At 65.3% G+C, this 19,858-nt stretch carries 21 protein-coding genes; 12 read left to right on the top strand and 9 right to left on the bottom strand.

Annotation, left to right across the window (positions count from 1 at the left end):
- The first annotated feature begins 62 nt into the window (after positions 1–62).
- The 6 genes from rpe to trpC all read left to right on the top strand — a co-directional run bounded on the left by rpe (position 63) and on the right by trpC (position 5,599).
- Positions 63–737, top strand: coding sequence for a ribulose-phosphate 3-epimerase (gene rpe / locus NF616_RS11495; protein ID WP_252273420.1), 675 nt, complete (start codon positions 63–65; stop codon positions 735–737).
- Positions 738–775: 38 nt separating this feature from the next.
- Entirely contained in the window at positions 776–1,549 is a 774-nt protein-coding gene (locus NF616_RS11490) for a phosphoglycolate phosphatase (protein WP_252273655.1), read from the top strand.
- A gap of 72 nt (positions 1,550–1,621) precedes the next feature.
- Positions 1,622–3,115, top strand: coding sequence for an anthranilate synthase component I (gene trpE / locus NF616_RS11485; protein ID WP_252273419.1), 1,494 nt, complete (start codon positions 1,622–1,624; stop codon positions 3,113–3,115).
- Between the two features lie 11 nt (positions 3,116–3,126).
- Entirely contained in the window at positions 3,127–3,720 is a 594-nt protein-coding gene (locus tag NF616_RS11480; RefSeq protein ID WP_252273418.1) for an aminodeoxychorismate/anthranilate synthase component II, read from the top strand.
- Positions 3,720–4,766 (top strand): anthranilate phosphoribosyltransferase, encoded by a 1,047-nt coding sequence (gene trpD, locus NF616_RS11475; protein ID WP_252273417.1) that lies wholly within the window; start codon positions 3,720–3,722, stop codon positions 4,764–4,766. Before NF616_RS11480 ends, trpD begins: the two co-directional genes overlap by 1 nt.
- Positions 4,763–5,599, top strand: coding sequence for an indole-3-glycerol phosphate synthase TrpC (gene trpC / locus NF616_RS11470; protein WP_252273416.1), 837 nt, complete (start codon positions 4,763–4,765; stop codon positions 5,597–5,599). Before trpD ends, trpC begins: the two co-directional genes overlap by 4 nt.
- Positions 5,600–5,698: 99 nt before the next feature.
- On the opposite strand, the gene crp is transcribed toward trpC, so the two are convergent.
- Positions 5,699–6,343, bottom strand: a complete 645-nt coding sequence (gene crp / locus NF616_RS11465; RefSeq protein WP_252273415.1) for a cAMP-activated global transcriptional regulator CRP — start codon at positions 6,341–6,343, stop codon at positions 5,699–5,701.
- Positions 6,344–6,579: 236 nt separating this feature from the next.
- Between crp and NF616_RS11460 the strand changes: the two genes are divergently transcribed.
- Together NF616_RS11460 and speD are read left to right on the top strand one after the other, a co-directional pair.
- Positions 6,580–7,002 carry an OsmC family protein gene (locus NF616_RS11460; RefSeq protein ID WP_252273414.1) on the top strand — a complete coding sequence of 141 codons (423 nt, stop codon included), beginning with the start codon at positions 6,580–6,582 and terminating at the stop codon, positions 7,000–7,002.
- Positions 7,003–7,216: 214 nt separating this feature from the next.
- Positions 7,217–8,011, top strand: coding sequence for an adenosylmethionine decarboxylase (speD, locus tag NF616_RS11455; RefSeq protein WP_252273413.1), 795 nt, complete (start codon positions 7,217–7,219; stop codon positions 8,009–8,011).
- Positions 8,012–8,135: 124 nt separating this feature from the next.
- Here the strand turns inward: speD and coq7 are convergent, their stop codons facing one another.
- On the bottom strand, positions 8,136–8,783 hold the full coding sequence (coq7, locus tag NF616_RS11450; RefSeq protein ID WP_252273412.1) for a 2-polyprenyl-3-methyl-6-methoxy-1,4-benzoquinone monooxygenase: 648 nt from the start codon (positions 8,781–8,783) through the stop codon (positions 8,136–8,138).
- Positions 8,784–8,919: 136 nt separating this feature from the next.
- Positions 8,920–9,258 carry a histidine triad nucleotide-binding protein gene (locus NF616_RS11445; RefSeq protein WP_252273411.1) on the bottom strand — a complete coding sequence of 113 codons (339 nt, stop codon included), beginning with the start codon at positions 9,256–9,258 and terminating at the stop codon, positions 8,920–8,922.
- A 68-nt stretch (positions 9,259–9,326) separates the two neighbouring features.
- On the opposite strand from NF616_RS11445, the gene NF616_RS11440 reads away from it, so the two are divergent.
- Entirely contained in the window at positions 9,327–10,808 is a 1,482-nt protein-coding gene (locus tag NF616_RS11440; RefSeq protein WP_252273410.1) for an AAA family ATPase, read from the top strand.
- 22 nt (positions 10,809–10,830) lie between these two features.
- Here NF616_RS11440 and NF616_RS11435 read toward each other — a convergent pair whose 3' ends face one another.
- From NF616_RS11435 to hemJ, 4 genes are all read right to left on the bottom strand, one after another.
- On the bottom strand, positions 10,831–11,637 hold the full coding sequence (locus NF616_RS11435) for an SDR family NAD(P)-dependent oxidoreductase (RefSeq protein WP_252273409.1): 807 nt from the start codon (positions 11,635–11,637) through the stop codon (positions 10,831–10,833).
- A 2-nt stretch (positions 11,638–11,639) separates the two neighbouring features.
- Positions 11,640–12,626, bottom strand: coding sequence for a DUF805 domain-containing protein (locus tag NF616_RS11430; protein ID WP_252273408.1), 987 nt, complete (start codon positions 12,624–12,626; stop codon positions 11,640–11,642).
- Positions 12,627–12,710: 84 nt separating this feature from the next.
- The gene (locus NF616_RS11425) at positions 12,711–13,673 is read right to left on the bottom strand and encodes an NAD(P)H-dependent flavin oxidoreductase (RefSeq protein WP_252273407.1); all 963 of its coding nucleotides are present in this window, start codon (positions 13,671–13,673) and stop codon (positions 12,711–12,713) included.
- A gap of 20 nt (positions 13,674–13,693) precedes the next feature.
- Positions 13,694–14,119 carry a protoporphyrinogen oxidase HemJ gene (gene hemJ, locus NF616_RS11420; RefSeq protein ID WP_252273406.1) on the bottom strand — a complete coding sequence of 142 codons (426 nt, stop codon included), beginning with the start codon at positions 14,117–14,119 and terminating at the stop codon, positions 13,694–13,696.
- A gap of 221 nt (positions 14,120–14,340) precedes the next feature.
- Between hemJ and argC the strand changes: the two genes are divergently transcribed.
- Positions 14,341–15,375: an N-acetyl-gamma-glutamyl-phosphate reductase gene (gene argC / locus NF616_RS11415; RefSeq protein ID WP_252273405.1), complete on the top strand. Its 1,035-nt coding sequence runs from the start codon at positions 14,341–14,343 to the stop codon at positions 15,373–15,375.
- Between the two features lie 164 nt (positions 15,376–15,539).
- A complete protein-coding gene (gene erpA / locus NF616_RS11410) occupies positions 15,540–15,890 on the top strand; it encodes an iron-sulfur cluster insertion protein ErpA (RefSeq protein WP_252273404.1) in 351 nt (116 codons plus the stop codon).
- 62 nt (positions 15,891–15,952) lie between these two features.
- Here erpA and NF616_RS11405 read toward each other — a convergent pair whose 3' ends face one another.
- Positions 15,953–17,044 (bottom strand): anhydro-N-acetylmuramic acid kinase, encoded by a 1,092-nt coding sequence (locus NF616_RS11405; protein ID WP_252273403.1) that lies wholly within the window; start codon positions 17,042–17,044, stop codon positions 15,953–15,955.
- 1 nt (position 17,045) lies between these two features.
- Positions 17,046–18,443: a peptidoglycan DD-metalloendopeptidase family protein gene (locus tag NF616_RS11400; RefSeq protein WP_252273402.1), complete on the bottom strand. Its 1,398-nt coding sequence runs from the start codon at positions 18,441–18,443 to the stop codon at positions 17,046–17,048.
- A 168-nt stretch (positions 18,444–18,611) separates the two neighbouring features.
- On the opposite strand from NF616_RS11400, the gene tyrS reads away from it, so the two are divergent.
- Positions 18,612–19,811, top strand: coding sequence for a tyrosine--tRNA ligase (tyrS, locus tag NF616_RS11395; protein ID WP_252273401.1), 1,200 nt, complete (start codon positions 18,612–18,614; stop codon positions 19,809–19,811).
- The last annotated feature ends 47 nt before the right edge of the window (positions 19,812–19,858 follow it).

The raw sequence follows: 19,858 nt of genomic DNA, 5'->3' as shown, positions 1-19,858 counted from the left end.
AACAGCCTTCGTGACCGACTCAGGCTACAATCGCGCCACCGTGATTCATGCCTGAGGTTCGCATGCAGCCCTTCGCCATCGCCCCGTCGATCCTGTCCGCCGATTTCGCTCGCCTGGGCGAGGAGGTCGACAAGGTACTCGCCGCCGGCGCCGATATCGTCCATTTCGATGTCATGGACAACCACTACGTCCCCAACCTGACCATCGGCCCGATGGTCTGCTCGGCGCTGCGCAAGTACGGCATCACCGCGCCCATCGACGCGCACCTGATGGTCTCGCCGGTCGACCGCATCATCGGCGACTTCATCGACGCCGGCGCCACCTACGTAACCTTCCACCCGGAAGCCACCCAGCACATCGACCGCTCCCTGCAGCTGATCCGCGACGGCGGCGCCAAGTCCGGCCTGGTGTTCAATCCGGCCACCTCGCTGGACTGCCTGAAGTACGTGATGGACAAGGTCGACATGATCCTGCTGATGAGCGTCAACCCCGGCTTCGGCGGGCAGAAGTTCATCCCCGCCACCCTCGACAAGCTGCGCGAGGCCCGCGCGCTGATCGATGCCTCGGGCTACGACATCCGCCTGGAGATCGACGGCGGCGTCAACGTGAAGAACATCCGCGAGATCGCCGAGGCGGGCGCCGACACCTTCGTCGCCGGCTCGGCCATCTTCAACCAGCCCGACTACAAAGCGGTGATCGACGCCATGCGCGCCGAACTGACCCAGGTGCGCGCGTGATTCACGAGCTGTTCGACGGGCGTCTGCCGCGCCTGGTGATGTTCGACCTGGACGGCACCCTGGTGGACTCGGTGCCCGACCTGGCCGCCGCCGTCGACCGCATGCTGGTGCAGCTCGGTCGCCCCGCCGCGGGCGTCGAGCGCGTGCGCGAGTGGGTCGGCAACGGCGCCCGCGTGCTGGTGCGTCGCGCCCTGGCCGGCGACATCGAGCACACCCAAGTGAGCGACGCCGACACCGAGCAGGCCCTGGAACTGTTCAACGAGGCCTACTCCGGCAGCCATGCGCTGAGCACCGTGTACCCGGGCGTCACCTCTACCCTCAAGTGGCTGAAGAAGCAGGGCGTGGAGCTGGCGCTGATCACCAACAAGCCCGAACGCTTCGTGGCTCCGCTGCTGGACGAGATGAAGCTGGGCCGCTACTTCCGCTGGATCGTCGGTGGCGACACCCTGCCGCAGCAGAAGCCCGACCCGGCGGCGCTGCTGTTCGTCATGCGCCTGGCCAACGTCGAGCCCGAGCGTGCGCTGTTCATCGGCGACTCGCGCAACGACGTGCTGGCCGCCCGCGCCGCCAGCGTGCCCTGCGTGGCGCTGAGCTACGGCTACAACCACGGCCGGCCGATTGCCGAGGAAAACCCGACTCGCGTGCTCGACGACCTGCGCCAGCTGCTGCCCGGTTGCGCCCTGGAGGACGCTGCGCTAATGTCGCCGAACTCCTCCGATTACCCACCGCATCGAGACAGCCTCGTGGTAGTTGCCAGCAAACAATGGATGAAAGTCATCAAGGCCCTGGCCCGCTGGCGCTGGCGCGCCTGACTTTTCCTGGCCGGCTGGTTCCGGCGCGTTTGCCCAACATCCGTTTCACCTCCTCATACCACGAGGCAGAGCATGACCCGCGAAACTCTTTCCCGCGAAGCCTTCCTGCGTTTGGCCGCCGACGGCTATAACCGCATTCCGCTGGCTTTCGAAACCCTGGCTGACTTCGACACCCCGCTGTCGATCTACCTCAAGCTGGCCGACACCCCCAACTCCTACCTGCTGGAATCCGTGCAGGGCGGCGAGAAGTGGGGCCGCTACTCGATCATCGGCCTGCCGGCGCGCACCGTGCTGCGCGTGCACGGCCACCACGTCAGCGTGCGTGTCGACGGCGTCGAGGTGGAGAGCCTGGAAAGCGAAGACCCACTGGCCTTCGTCGAGCAGTTCAAGGCGCGCTACAACGTGCCGACCATCCCAGGTCTACCGCGCTTCAACGGCGGCCTGGTCGGCTACTTCGGCTATGACAGCGTGCGCTACGTGGAGAAGAAGCTGGCGCAGTGCCCGAATCCCGATCCGCTGGGCACCCCGGACATCCTGATGATGGTCTCGGACGCCGTGGTGGTGTTCGACAACCTGGCCGGCAAGATGCACGCCATCGTTCTGGCCGACCCGAGCCAGGCCGATGCCTTCGAACATGGCCAGGCCCAGCTGCGCGAGTTGCTCAACAAGCTGCGCCAGCCGATCACCCCGCGCCTCGGCGTGGACCTGAGCAAGCCGGCCGGCCAGGAGCCGGACTTCGTCTCCAGCTTCAAGCGCGACGACTACGAGGCCGCAGTCGGCGCGATCAAAGAATACATCCTGGCTGGCGACTGCATGCAGGTGGTGATCTCCCAGCGCATGTCGATCCCGTTCCAGGCCGCGCCGATCGACCTGTACCGCGCGCTGCGCTGCATCAACCCGACGCCGTACATGTACTTCTTCAACTTCGGCGACTTCCACGTGGTGGGCAGCTCGCCGGAGGTGCTGGTGCGCGTCGAAGACAACCTGGTCACCGTGCGTCCGATCGCCGGCACGCGCCCGCGCGGCGCCACCGAGGAAGCCGACATCGAACTGGAAAAGGACCTGTTGTCCGACGCCAAGGAGATCGCCGAGCACCTGATGCTGATCGACCTGGGGCGCAACGATGCCGGGCGCGTGTCGGCCACCGGTTCGGTGAAGGTCACCGAGCAGATGGTCATCGAGCGCTATTCCAACGTCATGCACATTGTCTCCAACGTCACCGGCCAGCTGAAGGAAGGCCTGAGCGCGATGGACGCGTTGCGCGCCATCCTGCCGGCCGGCACCCTGTCCGGCGCGCCGAAGGTGCGGGCGATGGAGATCATCGACGAGCTCGAGCCGGTCAAGCGTGGCGTTTACGGCGGCGCCGTGGGATATCTCGCCTGGAACGGCAACATGGACACCGCGATCGCGATTCGTACCGCGGTGATCAAGGACGGTGAGCTGCACGTGCAGGCTGGCGCCGGCATCGTCGCCGACTCGCAGCCGGCCCTGGAGTGGGAAGAAACCCTGAACAAGCGCCGCGCCATGTTCCGCGCGGTCAGCCTCGCCGAACAGTCCGTAGAGTAAGGGGCCCAACCATGCTGCTGATGATCGACAACTACGACTCCTTTACCTACAACGTGGTGCAGTACCTGGGCGAGCTGGGTGCCGATGTCCACGTGATCCGCAACGACGAACTGACGGTCGCCGAGATCGAGGCCCTCAAGCCTGAGCGCATCGTGGTCTCGCCCGGCCCGTGCACGCCGACCGAGGCGGGTGTGTCCATCGAGACCATCCTGCACTTCGCCGGCAAGCTGCCGATTCTCGGCGTGTGCCTGGGCCACCAGAGCATCGGCCAGGCTTTCGGCGGCGACGTGGTGCGCGCGCGCCAGGTGATGCACGGCAAGACCAGCCCGGTGTTCCACGAGGATCTGGGCGTGTTCGCCGGCCTCAACAAGCCGCTCACCGTGACCCGCTACCATTCGCTAGTAGTCAAGCGCGAGACACTGCCGGACTGCCTGGAGATGACCGCCTGGACCCAGCATGCCGACGGCTCGGTCGACGAGATCATGGGCCTGCGCCACAAGACCCTGAACATCGAGGGCGTGCAGTTCCACCCGGAATCCATCCTCACCGAACAGGGCCACGAACTGCTGGCCAACTTCCTCAAACAACAAGGCGGAGTGCGCTGATGGACATCAAGGAAGCCCTCAACCGGGTGGTCAGCCAGCTGGACCTGTCCACCGCCGAGATGCAGGACGTGATGCGCCTGATCATGACCGGCCAGTGCACCGACGCGCAGGTCGGCGCCTTCCTCATGGGCATGCGCATGAAGAGCGAGACCATCGACGAGATCGTCGGTGCCGCCACCGTGATGCGCGAGCTGGCCGCGCCGGTGACCATCGACGCCGAGCGCCTCGTCGACACCTGCGGCACCGGCGGCGACGGCATGAACGTGTTCAACGTCTCCACCGCCGCCGCCTTCGTGGTCGCGGCCGCGGGAGGCCGCGTGGCCAAGCACGGCAACCGTGCGGTGTCCGGCAAGAGCGGCAGCGCCGACCTGCTGGAGGCCGCCGGCGTCTACCTGAACCTCAAGCCCGAGCAGGTGGCGCGTTGCGTCGAGTCCGTCGGCGTCGGCTTCATGTTCGCCCCGGCCCATCACGGCGCCATGAAGCACGCCATCGGCCCGCGTCGCGAGCTGGGCCTGCGTACGCTGTTCAACATGCTCGGCCCGATGACCAACCCGGCCGGGGTCAAACATCAGGTGATCGGCGTGTTCAGCCAGGCCCTGTGCCGGCCCATGGCCGAGGTGCTGCAGCGCATGGGCAGTCAGCACGTGCTGGTGGTGCATGCCAGCGATGGCCTGGACGAGATCAGCCTGGCCGCGCCGACCCACGTCGCCGAACTCAAGGACGGCGTGGTCAGCGAATACCGCATCCAGCCTGAGGACTTCGGCATCAAGAGTCAGAGCCTGATCGGCCTGACCGTGGAAGACGCCCAGGACTCGCTGGCGCTGATCCGCGATGCGCTGGGCAAGCGCAAGACCGAGAACGGCCAGAAGGCCGCCGACATGATCGTCCTCAATGCCGGTGCCGCGCTCTACGCCGCCGACCTGGCCACCAGCCTCAAGGAAGGCATGCAGCTGGCGCAGGACGCCCTGCATACCGGCCTGGCCTGGGAGAAGCTGGACGAACTGGTGTCCTTTACCGCCGTATTCCGCGTGGAGAACCAAGAGTGAGCATTCCGACCGTGCTGGAGAAAATCCTCGCCCGCAAGGCCGAGGAAGTGGCCGAGCGCCGCGCCCGTGTCAGCTTCGCCGAGATCGAGGCCGCGGCCCGCGCCGCCGATGCCCCGCGTGGCTTCGCCCGCGCCCTGCAGGAGCGGGTGGTACGCAAGCAGCCGGCGGTGATCGCCGAAGTGAAGAAGGCCTCGCCGAGCAAGGGCGTGCTGCGCGAGCAGTTCGTCCCCGCCGAGATCGCCCGCAGCTATGAAGACGGCGGCGCCGCCTGCCTGTCGGTGCTGACCGATGTCGACTTCTTCCAGGGCGCCGACGAGTATCTCAAGCAGGCCCGTGCGGCCTGCGCGCTGCCGGTGATCCGAAAGGACTTCCTGATCGATCCGTACCAGGTGGTGGAGGCGCGGGCCATCGGCGCCGACTGCATCCTGCTGATCGTCTCGGCGCTGGACGACGTGCTGATGGCCGAGCTGGCCAGCACCGCCAAGGACGTCGGCCTCGACGTGCTGGTGGAGGTGCACGATGCCGAAGAGCTGGAGCGCGCGCTGAAGACCCTGGACACGCCGCTGGTGGGCATCAACAACCGCAACCTGCACAGCTTCGAAGTCAGCCTGGAAACCACCCTGGACCTGCTGCCGCGCATCCCCGCCGATCGCCTGGTGATCACCGAGAGTGGCATCCTCACCCGCGCCGATGTGGAGCTGATGGAGATCAACCGGGTCTATTCGTTCCTGGTCGGCGAGGCGTTCATGCGTGCCGAGGACCCGGGCACCGAGCTCAAACGCCTGTTCTTCCCCGACGGCAACCGCGTGGTGCTGGGCGCCGATCCGGACTGATCGCGCTGCAGGAATGAAAAAGCCCGCCGACTGGCGGGCTTTTTCATTCATCGGGCTAGCGAGCTTGCGACGACGTTGCGCCGACGCTCAGCAGCCCGATCAGCGGGTACCGAATACGACCATGGTCTTGCCTTTGACATGCACCAGGCCCTGTTCCTCCAGGGACTTGAGCACGCGGCCGACCATCTCGCGGGAGCAGCCGACGATGCGGCCGATTTCCTGGCGGGTGATCTTGATTTGCATGCCGTCCGGGTGGGTCATGGCGTCCGGCTGTTTGCACAGGTCGAGCAGGGTGCGCGCGACGCGGCCGGTGACGTCGAGGAAGGCCAGGTCACCGACCTTGCGCGTGGTGTTGCGCAGGCGGTCGGCCATCTGGCTGCCCAGGGCGTAGAGAATCTCCGGGTCCTGCTGGGTCAGTTCGCGGAACTTGGTATAGCTCAGCTCCGCCACTTCGCACTCGGTCTTGGCGCGCACCCAGGCGCTGCGTTCCTTCTCGGTGCCTTCCTTCTCGAAGAGCCCCATCTCTCCAAAGAAGTCGCCGGCGTTGAGGTAGGCGATGATCATCTCGCGACCGTCGTCGTCCTCGATGAGGATGGTGACCGAGCCCTTGATGATGAAGAACAGGGTCTCGCAACGATCCCCTGCATAGATGATGGTGCTTTTGGCTGTGTAACGGCGGCGATGACAGTGCGCGAGCAGCTTGTCGATGTTCTTGATCTTTGGTGTAAGGGTAATAGCTACCATGCCCGAGTCCCGAAATTAGAGTAAGCCTTTGTCCAGCAGGCGAATTTCTTATTAGTTATCCGAACAAGTGTGCCAGTTATCCGCCGCCAGCTTAACAGACACGTCGGGACCGGCAATGCGATTTTGCGACACAGTCAACATTGGTCATGGCCCATTGCCCTCGGATTTGCCTGCCCGGGGCGAACGGGGGGCTGTGATAAGCTGGCCAGCCTTTTTCGGGCAGTGGAGCCAAGGCGATGAAAGCGCGTATCCAATGGGCTGGCGAGGCCATGTTCCTCGGCGAATCCGGCAGCGGCCACGTGGTGGTGATGGACGGTCCGCCCGAGGCCGGCGGTCGTAATCTCGGCGTGCGTCCGATGGAGATGGTGCTGATCGGCCTGGGCGGCTGTAGCAACTTCGATGTGGTCAGCATCCTCAAGAAGGCGCGCCAGCCGGTGGAGAGCTGCGAGGCCTTCCTCGAGGCCGAGCGCGCCGATGAAGACCCCAAGGTGTTCACCAAGATTCACCTGCACTTCGTGGTCAAGGGCCGCGGCCTCAAGGAGGCCCAGGTCAAGCGCGCCGTGGAGCTGTCGGCGGAGAAATACTGCTCGGCCTCGATCATGCTCGGCCGCGCGGGCGTCGAAATCACCCACGACTACGAGATCGTCGAACTGGGCTGACCCGCGTTCGTCACCTCGCGCGCGCATGCTCTGGCGGAGCCGGTCCCGGCTCTGCATAATGCGCGCCTTTTTTCGCGGGCGCTTCGGCCCGCAAACCCAAACCACAATCGCCAATGCGAAGAGGTGTTAACCGTCCTACGCAGCTGTGTCGTTCGCAGCTGACGGGCATGCTCGATCACGCGGCCGTGCCGCATCCACAAGAGAGTTCCAAACGGTGAAAAGCAAACTCAGGCTCCACGGGTTCAACAACCTGACGAAGACCTTGAGCTTCAACATCTACGACATCTGCTACGCGGAAACCCCCGAAGACCAGCAGGCCTACGTGCAGTACATCGACGAAGAGTACGATGCCGAGCGCCTGACGCAGATTCTCACCGATGTTGTCGACATCATCGGCGCCAATATCCTGAACATCGCCCGTCAGGACTATGACCCGCAAGGCGCCAGCGTGACCATCCTCATCTCCGAACAGCCGGTGGAGCCCACCGCCAGCCAGATCGAGGAGTCCCCGGGCCCGCTGCCGGAGACCATCCTGGCGCACCTGGACAAGAGTCACATCACCGTGCACACCTACCCGGAAATCCATCCGGTCGAGGGCATCGCGACGTTCCGCGTGGATATCGACGTGTCGACCTGCGGCGTGATCTCGCCGCTGAAGGCGCTCAACTACCTGATCCACCAGTTCGACTCGGATATCGTCACCGTCGACTACCGCGTGCGCGGCTTCACCCGTGACGTGGAGGGCAAGAAGCACTTCATCGACCACGAGATCAACTCGATCCAGAACTACCTCTCCGACGACACCTACGAGGCGTACCAGATGACGGACGTCAACGTGTACCAGGAGAACCTGTTCCACACCAAGATGCTGCTCAAGCAGTTCGACCTGGACAACTACCTGTTCGGCGACGCCACGTCCAACCTGACCGCCGAGCAGCGCAAGCAGGTGGAAGAGCGGGTGCGCCACGAGATGCTGGAGATCTTCTACGCGCGCAACATGCCGCGCTGATCATCCCGCAACGAAAAAAGGGCGCCGACTGGCGCCCTTTTTCATTTTTAGAACCTGTCTATGGTCTTCCGAGCTAGAGCCCAATTTCAACGCGGCATGGCCGACGATCAGGCGACTGCAGCTTCTAGATGCGGTAGGTGCTTTTGGTCATCACCTTGGACAGCAGGCTCATGCCCAGCTTGACCGGCGCCGGGAAGCGCAGGCCGCCGGCCTCCAGGGCGCTGGTCGAATGCTGCTGCTCGTCCTCGCGCATCTGTTCGAGGATGGCGCGGGTCTTGGCGTCGTCGGCTGGGATCTGCTCCAGGTGCTCGTCCAGATGCTTGACCACCTGGTCCTCGGTGGCGGCGACGAAGCCCAGGCTGACCTTGTCGCTGATCAGCCCGGCGACCGCGCCGACGCCGAAGGACAGGCCATAGAACAGTGGGTTGAGCACGCTCGGGTGGCTGCCCAGCTCGCGGATGCGCTGCTCGCACCAGGCCAGGTGGTCGACCTCTTCGTCGGCGGCGTGCTCCATGGCCTTGCGCACTTCCGGCAGCTTGGCGGTCAGCGCCTGGCCCTGGTACAGCGCCTGGGCGCAGACCTCGCCGGTGTGGTTGATGCGCATCAGGCCTGCGACGTGGCGGGCCTCGTCGTCACTCAGCGCGGAGGCGTTCTGCAGGATGGCCGGCGATGGCCGCGCCGGCGCGCCGCTGAACGGCAGCAGGGTGCGCATGGCGGCGTCGGCCTGCATCAGCAGGCGGTCGAGGGGAGAAAACTGGCGTTCGTTGGTCATGGCCGGCTCCACGAAAAACATCGGTGGCAGTTTACCTGATTGCCCGGGCAGAAAGCCGCGTGGCGTGAGGCCGCAGCGGCAGCTGCCTGGCCGGCAGCGCTCAAGCGTTCGGCGTGGCGCTCGTTGTGGGCTCGGCTCAGCCGGGCGGCCAGTGCAACTGACGCTGGCCGAGCACGTGCATGTGAATGTGATGCACCGTCTGCCCGCCCAGTTCCTTGCAGTTCATCACCAGGCGAAAGCCGGCCTCGCAGCCCTGCTCGGTGGCCAGGCGTTGGGCGGTGTAGAGGATGTGCCCGGCCAGGTCGCGGTCGTCCTCGGTGAGCTGGTCGAGGCTGGCGATGTGACGCCTGGGGATCACCAGAAAATGTACCGGCGCCTGCGGGCCGGTATCGTGGAAGGCCAGCACCCGGTCGTCCTCATAGAACGTGCGTGCCGGTATCTCGCCGGCGACGATGCGACAGAACAGGCAGTCCATGGGCTCTCTCCGCGGCATTGGGTATTCTGCGAGTCTAATAGCGCCCGCGGGCATCACAAGGAGCGAGTGTGAAGAACGACGTACACGATCTGGGGCTGGTGCTGGAATCCCGCGTCAAGCTGGTGGTGATCGAGTCCTGGGACGAACCGCGGGTGCTGGAGACCCTGACCTCGCTGGCGATCAAGCGCGGCCTCGGCATCTACACCTGGGCGGTGACCGAGGGGCTGCAGCGCCTGGGCTTCGGCGGCGAGCCGGTGGGCGAGCTGGACAGCCGCGAGCCGGAGCAGGCGCTGCGCCTGATCAAGGCCGACCCGACGCCTAATCTCTATGTGATGTGCGACCTGCACCCGTTCATGGTCGACAACCCCAAGCTGGTGCGCCTGCTCAAGGAGATCGCCATGAGCGAGGCGCCGCACAAGCCGACCCTGGTGCTGGTGTCCCATGGCCTAAAGCTGCCGGCCGAGGTGCAGCGCTACGCCGCGCGTTTCAGCTTGGCGCTGCCGACCGAGGAAGAGCTGCTGGCCATCGTCCGCGAGGAGGCCACCCGCTGGAGCGAGCGCAACCGCGGCGCGCGGGTGCGCACCGACAACCGTACCCTGCAGCAGGTGGTGAAGAACCTGCGCGGCATGAGCCACGCCGAAGCGCGGGCGCTGGCGCGCAACCTGATCTGCGATGACGGCGCGATTACCCAGGAAGACCTGCCAGAGTTGAACAAGGCCAAGTTCCAGCTGCTCGACCTGGAGGGCGTGCTCAGTTTCGAACACGACACGGCGCGCTTCGCCGAGGTCGGTGGCCTGGCCAACCTCAAGCGCTGGTTGGGCGAGCGGCAGGAGATCTTCGCTGGCGGCAAGGGCGTCGATCTGCCGCGCGGCATGCTGCTGGTCGGCGTGCAGGGTGGCGGCAAGAGCCTGGCGGCCAAGGCGGTCGCCGGCCTGTGGGGGCTACCGCTGCTGCGCCTGGACTTTGCCAGCCTGTACAACAAGTTCTTCGGCGAGACCGAGCGCAACCTGCGCGAGGCGCTGAAAATGGCCGAGCAGATGGCACCCTGCGTGCTGTGGATGGACGAGATCGAGAAGGGCCTGGCCACCGGCAGCAACGACGACGGCGTCAGCCAGCGGGTGCTCGGCACACTGCTGACCTGGATGGCCGAACGCAAGGCGCCGGTGTTCATGGTCGCCACCGCGAACGTCATCGACCGCTTGCCGCCGGAGCTGGTGCGCAAAGGGCGTTTCGACGAGCTGTTCTTCGTCGACCTGCCAGATGCCGAAGTGCGCGCCGAGATCTTCGCCATCCACCTGCGCCGCCGCGAGCTGGACCCGGCGCAGTTCGACCTGCCTGCTCTGGCGGCGGCCTGCGACGGTTTCTCCGGTGCAGAGATCGAACAGGTGGTGGTCAGCGCGCTGTACGCCGCCCAGGCCCGTCAGCAGGCCGTCGACCAGGCATTGTTGCTGATCCATATCCAGGGCACGGCGCCGCTGTCGGTGGTGATGGCCGAACGCCTGGCGTCGTTACGTGCCTGGGCCGACGGGCGCACGGTGAATGCCGGTTAGCAGGTGGCTTTTCAACGGCCCGCTAGGCCTGATCGATGCCCGTGCGTGGCAGCAGCGGGCGCACCATGCGCATGGCGATGCGTCGTACCAGCGCCCGTGGCGTCAGGCGCAGCAGCTGAGGCAGCAGGCGGTGGCACCAGCCGGGGATGATGATGGCGCGGTTGCGCTCCAGGCCGCGCATGGCGATCAGCGCGATCTCCTCGGGATTGGCCAGTTGCTGATGGCGCTCCAGGCCGCCGCTGTACAGTTGTGCGCGGCGGAAGAAGGCGGTGGCCACCGGCCCCGGGCAGAGCGCCGAGACCTTCACGCCGAAGGGCGCCAGTTCGCAGCGCAGCGCCTCGGAGAGGTACAGCACGTAGGCCTTGCTGGCAAAGTAGTTGCTCATCAGCGGCCCCGGCTGGAAGGCCGCCAGGGATGCGACGTTGAGGATCTGTCCACTACCGCGGCGCTTCATGTCGGCGCCGAGGGCATGGCAGAGGCGGGCGACGGCCAGCACGTTGAGCTCGATCAGCTCCTGCTCGCGCATCCAGTCCTGCTCGACGAACAGCCCGGCGCTGCCGATGCCGGCGTTGTTCACCAGCAGGTCGATATGTCGCTCGCCCTGTTCCAGCTCCTGAATCAGGCCGGTGAGTTGCAGCGGCTCGGTCAGGTCGCAGACGCGAAACAGCGCTTCGACGCCGAAGCGCTGGCTCAGCTCGCATGCGATGCTCTCCAGCGCATCGCGCTGGCGCGCCACCAGGAGCAGGTTGCGCCCGCGCCGGGCCAGCGCCTCGGCCAGGGCCAGGCCCAGGCCGCTGGAGGCACCGGTAATCAGGGCATGGCCGCTCACGCTTACTCCTCGACCTGAGGCATCTGGAACTGCTGGGCGTCCTGGGCACGCTGGACGTATTCCTGATAGGCCGGAATGGCGACGGCGGCGAGGATGCCGACGACGGCCACGATCCACAGCAGCAGGCCGCCCCAGGCCATGACGACCACACCGCGGCTGTTGGCGGGCGGCGGCGGGCCATAGCGGTTGGCGTCGGGAGTGCCGGGCACGACCAGCGTCAGCAGCATGAAGATGGTGCCGACGATCGGCACGAAGTTGAGCAGCCAGAGCCAGCCCGACCAACCGATATCGTGCAGGCGCTGCACACCGATCATCACGCTGACCACAATGGTGCCGATCGCCACCGGAATCATCAGCAGGCTGCCGACGATGGGCGCGAGAGCCATCACGCCGGCGGCGAGGGCATAGGCGAGCGTGGCGAGCAGCAGCAGACCCATGGACCAGCCGAGGTAGCGGAGCCGCCCGATACGGCCGTTGACGGTAAGGACTTTCAGCTCGCCGACTTCCGCTTGGCCGCTACCGACTTCCGACTTGGGAGTACTGTAGGGCGAGGGCGTTTCCGTCGCGGTCACGGCAGGCGCGTTTACTGCCAGCTCTGCCAGGCGCGCGAGATACTTCTCGATGATGACCCCACAGGCCGCGCACTCGGCCGCCTGGGTCTGCTGGTGACCGCACTTGGGGCAGGTCATGGTCTCGGTGCTGGCTGCGGGTGAGTCGGCTTCGTCGTCATGCTCGACCAGGCTCAGGCCCGCGGCAATGTCCTGCTCCTTGCGTACCCGGGCGCCGGCCTGCTGCAGCGCGGCCAGGTACCTGTCCGCCTCGGCTTCGGCCAGGTCGCGCTTGAGGGCTACCGGCGAGCCGGTGAACAGCGCTTCGATCTTGCTCTGGTCGCTCTTGAACAGGCGAGCCAGGTTGCTCTTCACTGTGTCGAGCGCCATTTCCGGCATCAGTTGACCGTCGAAGACGATCTTGTAGCGGGCTTGGGTCATTGCGTGCATCCCTGTTACGTCATTGGTGGGCTAGAGCCTAGGGGCTTCGCTGCGGGTGGACAAGCGAACGGCCGCGCAATCCCGTCAGCGCGGCCAGCGCTGGACCAGTTGCGCGGAATGGCCCTGGGCGGCGCGGTATTCGGCATCCAGTCGGGCGACCAGCTCGGCCACCGAGGGCAGGTCGTCGATGCCGCCGACGCCCTGGCCGGCCGACCACACGGTCTTCCACGCCTTGGCCTCGTCGCTGATCGGCTTGAGCTTTTCGCCGTAGTTGACGTCGCCCTTGTCCTGCAGGCGCTGCAGGTCGTAGCCGGCCTTCTCCAGACTCTGGCGCATGAAGCTGGCGGGCACGCCCGACACGGCCGGGGTGTGCACGATGTCGGCGGCGCGGGCGCCGAGGATCATCTGCTTGTAGTCGGTATCGGCCGCGCTCTCGCGGGTAGCGATGAAGCGCGTGCCCATGTAGGCCAGATCGGCACCGAGCAGTTGGGCGGCGAGGATCTCGTGGCCATGGTTGAGGCAACCGGAGAGCAGCAGGGTCTTGTCGAAGAACTGGCGGATCTCGGCGACCAGGGCGAACGGGCTCCAGGTGCCGGCATGCCCGCCGGCTCCGGCGGCTACCGCGATCAGGCCGTCGACCCCGGCTTCGGCGGCCTTCTCCGCGTGGCGGCGGGTGGTGACGTCGTGGAACACCAGGCCACCGTAGCTGTGCACGGCGTCGACCACTTCCTTGACCGCGCCGAGGCTGGTGATCACCACCGGTACCTTGTGTTCGACGCAGATCGCCAGGTCGGCCTGCAGACGCGGATTGCTGCCGTGCACGATGAGGTTGACCGCGTAGGGCGCCGAGTCCGGCGTCAGGCCGGCCTCGATCTCCTCCAGCCAGGCCTTGAAGCCGCTGCTTTCGCGCTGGTTCAGCGCCGGGAAGCTGCCGACGATTCCGCTCTGGCAGCAGGCCAGTACCAGCTGCGGGTTGGACACCAGGAACATCGGCGCGGCGACCACCGGCAGGCGCAGACGTTGGTCGAGCAGGGCGGGCAGGGACATGGTCTTTCCTCTCGTCGTTATCAGAAGGGTTTCACCACCACCAGGATCACGATGGCCAGCAGAAACAGCACCGGCACCTCGTTGAACCAGCGGTAGAACACGTGGCCGCGGGCATTCTCGCCGCGGGCGAAGCGCTTGAGCTGGGCGCCGCAGACATGGTGATAGCCGACCAGCAGTACCACCAGCAGCAGCTTGGCGTGCAGCCAGCCCATCTTCAGCCAGGCCGGATTGAGGTAGAGCATCCAGGCGCCGAACAGCAGGGTGGCGATCATCGAGGGGTTCATGATGCCGCGGTAGAGCTTGCGCTCCATGACGCAGAAGCGCTCGCGGCTGGGCTGATCCTCGGCCATGGCGTGGTAGACGAACAGGCGCGGCAGATAGAACAGGCCGGCGAACCAGCAGACCAGGGCGATGATGTGCAGGGCCTTGACCCAGAGATAGAGCATTGGATGGCATCCGGCGGGAGATTTGTCGTCGATAGTAGAGAAAGCCGCCCCCGCGCGTCACCTGCGTACGGGAACCTAGGTGGATCAGCGTCGAAATGGATTGACGCATGCCGCCGCTTGGCCGAATGGGTGGTCGGCGCGCAGGCTTCGAGGTTGGCCGCGGCTGCCGGGCGACTTATCATCGCAGCCTTTCTCAACGGTCACGCAGCGGGGGGTATGCAATGGTCAAGGTCGGAATCGTCGGCGGCACGGGTTACACCGGAGTGGAACTGCTGCGCCTGCTGGCTCAGCACCCGCAGGCGGAAGTGGCGGTGATCACCTCGCGCTCCGAGGCCGGGGTCAAGGTCGCCGACATGTACCCCAACCTGCGCGGCCACTATGACGAGCTGGCCTTCAGCGTGCCGGACGTGGCGACCCTGGGCGCCTGCGACGTGGTGTTCTTCGCCACACCGCACGGCGTGGCCCATGCCCTGGCCGGCGAGCTGCTGGCGGCTGGTACCAAGGTCATCGACCTGTCCGCCGACTTCCGCCTGCAGGACGCCGAGGAGTGGGCCCAATGGTACGGCCAACCGCATGGCGCACCGGAGCTGCTGCCCGAGGCCGTGTACGGCCTGCCGGAGGTCAACCGCGAGGCGATCAAGGGTGCGCGCCTGATCGCAGTGCCGGGCTGCTACCCGACCGCGACCCAGCTCGGCCTGATCCCGCTGCTCGAAGCCGGCCTGGCCGACCCGAGCCGTCTGATCGCCAACTGCGCTTCCGGCGTCAGCGGCGCCGGTCGTGGCGCCAAGGTCGGCTCGCTGCTATGCGAGGCCAGTGAGAGCATGATGGCCTACTCGGTCAAGGGGCACCGCCACCTGCCGGAAATCAGCCAGGGCCTGCGCCGCGCCGCGGGTGGCCAGGTCGGCCTGACCTTCGTGCCGCACCTGGCGCCGATGATTCGCGGCATCCACGCCACCCTCTACGCCACCGTCGCCGACCGTGGTGTGGACCTGCAGGCCCTGTTCGAGCAGCGCTATGCCAACGAGCCCTTCGTCGACGTGATGCCGGCAGGCAGCCATCCGGAGACCCGCAGCGTGCGCGGCGCCAACGTCTGCCGCATTGCCGTGCATCGCCCGCAGGGCGGCGAGCTGGTGGTGGTGTTGTCGGCCATCGACAACCTGGTCAAGGGCGCGTCCGGCCAGGCCGTGCAGAACATGAACATCCTCTTCGGCCTGGACGAGCGCCTGGGCCTGTCCCACGCCGCGCTGCTGCCCTGACCGAGACGCCGCCCGCGGCGACTTGAATTCGCCGTGGGTGCGCCCATCTAAGCAGACAAGGGCGTGCCCGTGTCGCGCAATAATTGACCAATTTGCTCGGGTAAGCGGATAATCGCCGCCCGTGTGGTACGTAAGCAGGCGCCTGGCGCCGGGAGAACAGCAAGATGAGCGTCGAGTCCTTCACTCCAACCCCCCTGATCTTCACCCAGGGCGCGGCGAACAAGGTGAAGAGCCTGGTCGATGAAGAGGGCAATCCGCGCCTGAAGCTGCGGGTGTTCGTCACCGGTGGCGGCTGCTCCGGTTTCCAGTACGGCTTCACCTTCGATGAGGACGTGGCCGATGACGACACCATCGTCGAGCGCGAGGGCGTCAGCCTGGTGGTCGACCCGATGAGCTTCCAGTATCTGGCCGGCGCCGAAGTGGATTACCAGGAAGGTCTGGAAGGTTCGCGCTTCGTGATCAATAACCCCAACGCCAGCACGACGTGCGGTTGCGGTTCGTCCTTCTCGATCTGAATCGCCTCCGTAGAAGAAAAGCCGCGCATCCGCGCGGCTTTTTCGTTTCTGCTCGAGCCTGTTCAGGCCGGATAGATCGCCCCCAGGATCCGAGGGCCTTTGGCGCCGCTGACGCTGGGACGGTTCGCGGGGATGCGTTCTAGGCAGCAGTGGGCCAGCCAGGCGAAGGCCATGGCCTCGACCCAGTCCGGCGGCACGCCGCGTGTGGCGGTGCTGGCGACCTGGCAACCTGGCAGCAGCTCCTGTAGGCGGCGCATCAGCGCGCCGTTGTGGGCGCCGCCGCCGCACACCAGCAGCTCGGCGGTGCCGGACTGGGCCTGCTGCAGCGAGTCGACGATGCTGCGCGCGGTCAGCTCCAGCAGGGTGCGCTGGATATCGGCTGGCTCCATTTCGGGAGCGGCAGCGAGATGGCCTTCCAGCCACGGCAGGTTGAACAGTTCGCGGCCGGTGCTCTTCGGGCCCTGGCCGGCAAAATAGGGGTCGCCCAGCAAGTGCCGCAGCAATGCCTCGTTCGTCGTGCCGCTGGCCGCCCAGGCGCCGTCGCGGTCGAAGCTTTCGCCCCTGATCTTGCCGATCCAGGCATCCAGCAGGACATTGCCCGGGCCGCAGTCGAAGCCGCGCACCGCTTGCCCGGGATCGATCAGACTGAGGTTGCTGAAGCCGCCGACATTGAGCACCGCGCAGGACTCGCCGCGGTTGTCGAACAGTGCCTCATGGAAGGCCGGAACCAGCGGCGCGCCCTGACCGCCGGCTGCGACGTCGCGGCGGCGGAAATCGGCGACCACCTCGATGCCGGTCAGCTCCGCCAGCAGGGCAGGGTTACCGATCTGCACGGTGAAGCCGCGGGCCGGCTCATGACGCACGGTCTGGCCGTGGCTGCCGATGGCGCGGATATCGCCGGGGCTGAGGTTCTCTTGCCGTAGCAGCTCAAGAATGCCGGTGGCGGCCAGCTCGACCCAGCGCTGCTCTGCGATGGCGGCGCGGGCCAGCTCGTCCGGCCCGGGCGCGCACAGCGCCAGCAGCTCGGCGCGCAGGGCGCCGGGCATGGGCAGGTAGTGATGGGCGAGGAGGGTGGGGCGGGAGTCCTGCTGGATCAGGGCGATGTCCAGTCCGTCGAGACTGGTGCCGGACATCACCCCCAGGTAGCGCGGCATCTCAGGGCTGCTTGTTGGCGGCCAGCAGAGTGGCCTTTTCCTGATCCATGCGCGCCATCAGTGGCTTGCTCAGCTGCAGGAAGCGCTGCTTCTCGTTGCGCGCGATGGGGTCAGCCATCGGCAGTTTCTGGCTGAGCGGATCGACATGGCGCCCGTTGAGCTGGAACTCGTAATGCAGGTGCGGGCCGGTGGATAGGCCTGTGGTGCCGATGTAGCCGATGATCTGCCCCTGCTTGACGTTGCTTCCGGTGCGCACACCTTTGGCAAAGCCCTGCATGTGGGCATAGAGGGTGCGATAGCTGCTGCCGTGCTGGATGACCACGGTGTTGCCGTAGCCGCCTTTGCGGCCTGCCAGCAAAACGCGGCCGTCGCCGGCAGCCTTGATCGGCGTGCCGCGAGGGGCGGCATAGTCGACACCCTTATGGGCGCGGATCTTGTTCAGGATCGGATGGCGGCGGCCCAAGGAGAAGCGCGAGCTGATGCGGGCGAAGTCCACGGGGGTACGAATAAACGCCTTGCGCATGCTCATGCCGTCGGCGTTGTAGTAGTTGGTGACGCCCTGCTTGCTGGTGTAGCGGACGGCGGAGTAAGTCTTGCCGCGGTTGGTGAAGCGCGCGGAGAGGATGTTGCCGTTGCCGACCTGCTTGCCCGCGACCACGTGCTCTTCGTAGATAAGCTCGAATTCGTCGCCCTCGCGCAGGTCTTGGGCGAAGTCGATGTCGTAGCCGAAGACATTGGCCAGATCCATGGTCAGGCCGTGGGAAAGACCGGCGCGCTTGGCGGAAAGGAACAGCGAACTGTCGATCACGCCATGAGCGTAGGCAGTGCGTACATCCGGCTTAACCAGTTCGCGCTTGAAGGAAAAACCTTTGTCGCCGCGGGTCAGGGAAATGCTTTCCAAGTCGCTCAGCTTGCTGCCGAGGCGCTCCAGCTTGCCGTCCGGCATCAGCTTGAAGTCCAGTACCTGGCCTACATGCAGTCGTCCGAAGCGCTTGGCTTCCTTGCTACTGCCAATGGCCTCATGGAGGGCATTCGCGTCCAGGCCTACCTGGGAAAAGACAGTCGACAGCGTGTCGCCGCTGGCAACGGTGATGCTCTTCCGCAGTGGGTCGTTGGAGGGTTTGGCGATATGGTCTTCTTTATTGTCCGCGCCTGCCTCGGCGCTGTTGTTCTTGTCGGTGGGCGCGGCACTCGCGAATGGCGATGGGCCCTGTTCCCCGTTGGCCTGAACGGGTCGGAGATCATCTTTCTCAAGCTCCAGATTGAGGTAGGTCTTCTTCGCCTCGACCTCGCGAGACGGGAACACCAGCAAGGCCAGGCTCAGCAGCGCCGCTACGCCGCTGGCCGCCAGCAGGTGGCTCCTTGGGTAGGACGTGGCTTTAGGTACGGATTGCGTCATGGCTCAGGGTGTTTCTTGAAGGGTGCATTAACTGTCTAAAATATAATCAAAAAAACCTATAGGCAACCCTTAAGGGCGGCTATTGGTCGATCCGTTGGCTGCTTGTAATTGGGCGCTGATCTTGTATGGTTGGCTCCTTTTTCGTTTGCGAGTGGCATGAGTCCTGTCATGAAGTCGGTTGAAGAGCAGCTGGCGCTGATCAAGCGCGGCGCAGAGGAAGTTCTGGTCGAGTCCGAGCTGGTTGAGAAGCTCAAGCGCGGCGAGCCGCTGCGCATCAAGGCGGGGTTCGACCCGACAGCGCCCGACCTACACCTGGGGCATACCGTGCTTATTAATAAGCTGCGCCAGTTTCAGGAGCTGGGCCATCAGGTGGTTTTTCTGATCGGCGACTTCACCGGAATGATCGGCGATCCCAGCGGCAAGAGCGCGACCCGTCCGCCGCTGACCCGTGAGCAGGTTCTGGATAACGCCGAGACCTATAAGGCGCAGGTGTTCAAGATCCTCGATCCCGCTAAGACCGAGGTTGCGTTCAACTCGACCTGGATGGACAAGCTGACCCCGGCCGATTTCATTCGCCTGGCCTCTCAGTACACGGTGGCGCGGATGCTCGAGCGCGACGACTTCCAGAAGCGCTACGAGGGTAACCAGCCAATCGCCATCCATGAGTTCCTCTATCCGCTGGTGCAGGGCTACGACTCGGTCGCCCTGCGTGCCGACGTAGAGCTCGGTGGCACCGACCAGAAGTTCAACCTGCTGATGGGGCGCGAGTTGCAGCGTGCCTACGGCCAGTCGTCCCAGTGCATCGTCACCATGCCGCTGCTCGAGGGATTGGATGGCGTTAAGAAGATGTCCAAGTCGCTGGGCAACTATGTCGGCATCCAGGAGGCGCCTGGCGTGATGTACACCAAGCTGGTGTCCATGCCTGATTCGCTGATGTGGCGCTACTTTGAGCTGCTGAGTTTCCGCTCCATGGAAGAGATCGAGCAGTTCAAGGTCGATGTGGTCAATGGCGCCAACCCACGCGATATCAAGATCAAGCTGGCCGAAGAGATCGTCGCTCGCTTCCATGGCGAAGAGGCTGCGGCAGGTGCGCACCGCTCCGCGGGCAATCGCCTGAAGGATGGCGAGCTGCCGGACGATCTGCCTGAGGTCGAGCTGCTATCTATAGAAGATATGCCGATCTCTTCCGTCCTTAATAAGGCTGGCCTTGTGAAGAACGCAGCTGCAGCTCGCGATCTCTTGAATGCCGGCAGTGTGAAGGTGGATGGCGAGGTGGTAGACCGGATGTTTTTGTTCAAGCTGGGATCCAGTCATGTCTGCCAGGCGGGCAAGAAAGCCTTTGCGCGCATCTCGCTGAAGGCCGAGTAATTTCTTTTCAGAAAGGAGTTGACGGCCGGAATTAGGTCCTTATAATG

It is taken from the genome of Pseudomonas subflava (assembly GCF_023823685.1).
GTDB lineage: Bacteria > Pseudomonadota > Gammaproteobacteria > Pseudomonadales > Pseudomonadaceae > Aquipseudomonas > Aquipseudomonas subflava.
The sequence above is the reverse complement of the archived record's forward strand: the minus strand, read 5'-3'. Positions and strand labels throughout refer to the sequence as shown.

What these genes read in the sequence shown, in the direction of transcription:
- crp (WP_252273415.1), bottom strand. Translation starts at nt 6,343, where the DNA reads ATGGTAGCTATTACCCTTACACCAAAGATCAAGAACATCGACAAGCTG.
- erpA (WP_252273404.1), top strand. Translation starts at nt 15,540, where the DNA reads ATGAGCGTCGAGTCCTTCACTCCAACCCCCCTGATCTTCACCCAGGGC.
- NF616_RS11425 (WP_252273407.1), bottom strand. Translation starts at nt 13,673, where the DNA reads ATGTCCCTGCCCGCCCTGCTCGACCAACGTCTGCGCCTGCCGGTGGTC.
- coq7 (WP_252273412.1), bottom strand. Translation starts at nt 8,783, where the DNA reads ATGACCAACGAACGCCAGTTTTCTCCCCTCGACCGCCTGCTGATGCAG.
- NF616_RS11430 (WP_252273408.1), bottom strand. Translation starts at nt 12,626, where the DNA reads ATGACCCAAGCCCGCTACAAGATCGTCTTCGACGGTCAACTGATGCCG.
- argC (WP_252273405.1), top strand. Translation starts at nt 14,341, where the DNA reads ATGGTCAAGGTCGGAATCGTCGGCGGCACGGGTTACACCGGAGTGGAA.
- NF616_RS11460 (WP_252273414.1), top strand. Translation starts at nt 6,580, where the DNA reads ATGAAAGCGCGTATCCAATGGGCTGGCGAGGCCATGTTCCTCGGCGAA.
- NF616_RS11400 (WP_252273402.1), bottom strand. Translation starts at nt 18,443, where the DNA reads ATGACGCAATCCGTACCTAAAGCCACGTCCTACCCAAGGAGCCACCTG.
- NF616_RS11490 (WP_252273655.1), top strand. Translation starts at nt 776, where the DNA reads ATGTTCGACCTGGACGGCACCCTGGTGGACTCGGTGCCCGACCTGGCC.
- NF616_RS11445 (WP_252273411.1), bottom strand. Translation starts at nt 9,258, where the DNA reads ATGGACTGCCTGTTCTGTCGCATCGTCGCCGGCGAGATACCGGCACGC.
- trpD (WP_252273417.1), top strand. Translation starts at nt 3,720, where the DNA reads ATGGACATCAAGGAAGCCCTCAACCGGGTGGTCAGCCAGCTGGACCTG.
- NF616_RS11480 (WP_252273418.1), top strand. Translation starts at nt 3,127, where the DNA reads ATGCTGCTGATGATCGACAACTACGACTCCTTTACCTACAACGTGGTG.
- hemJ (WP_252273406.1), bottom strand. Translation starts at nt 14,119, where the DNA reads ATGCTCTATCTCTGGGTCAAGGCCCTGCACATCATCGCCCTGGTCTGC.
- rpe (WP_252273420.1), top strand. Translation starts at nt 63, where the DNA reads ATGCAGCCCTTCGCCATCGCCCCGTCGATCCTGTCCGCCGATTTCGCT.
- trpE (WP_252273419.1), top strand. Translation starts at nt 1,622, where the DNA reads ATGACCCGCGAAACTCTTTCCCGCGAAGCCTTCCTGCGTTTGGCCGCC.
- NF616_RS11405 (WP_252273403.1), bottom strand. Translation starts at nt 17,044, where the DNA reads ATGCCGCGCTACCTGGGGGTGATGTCCGGCACCAGTCTCGACGGACTG.
- tyrS (WP_252273401.1), top strand. Translation starts at nt 18,612, where the DNA reads ATGAAGTCGGTTGAAGAGCAGCTGGCGCTGATCAAGCGCGGCGCAGAG.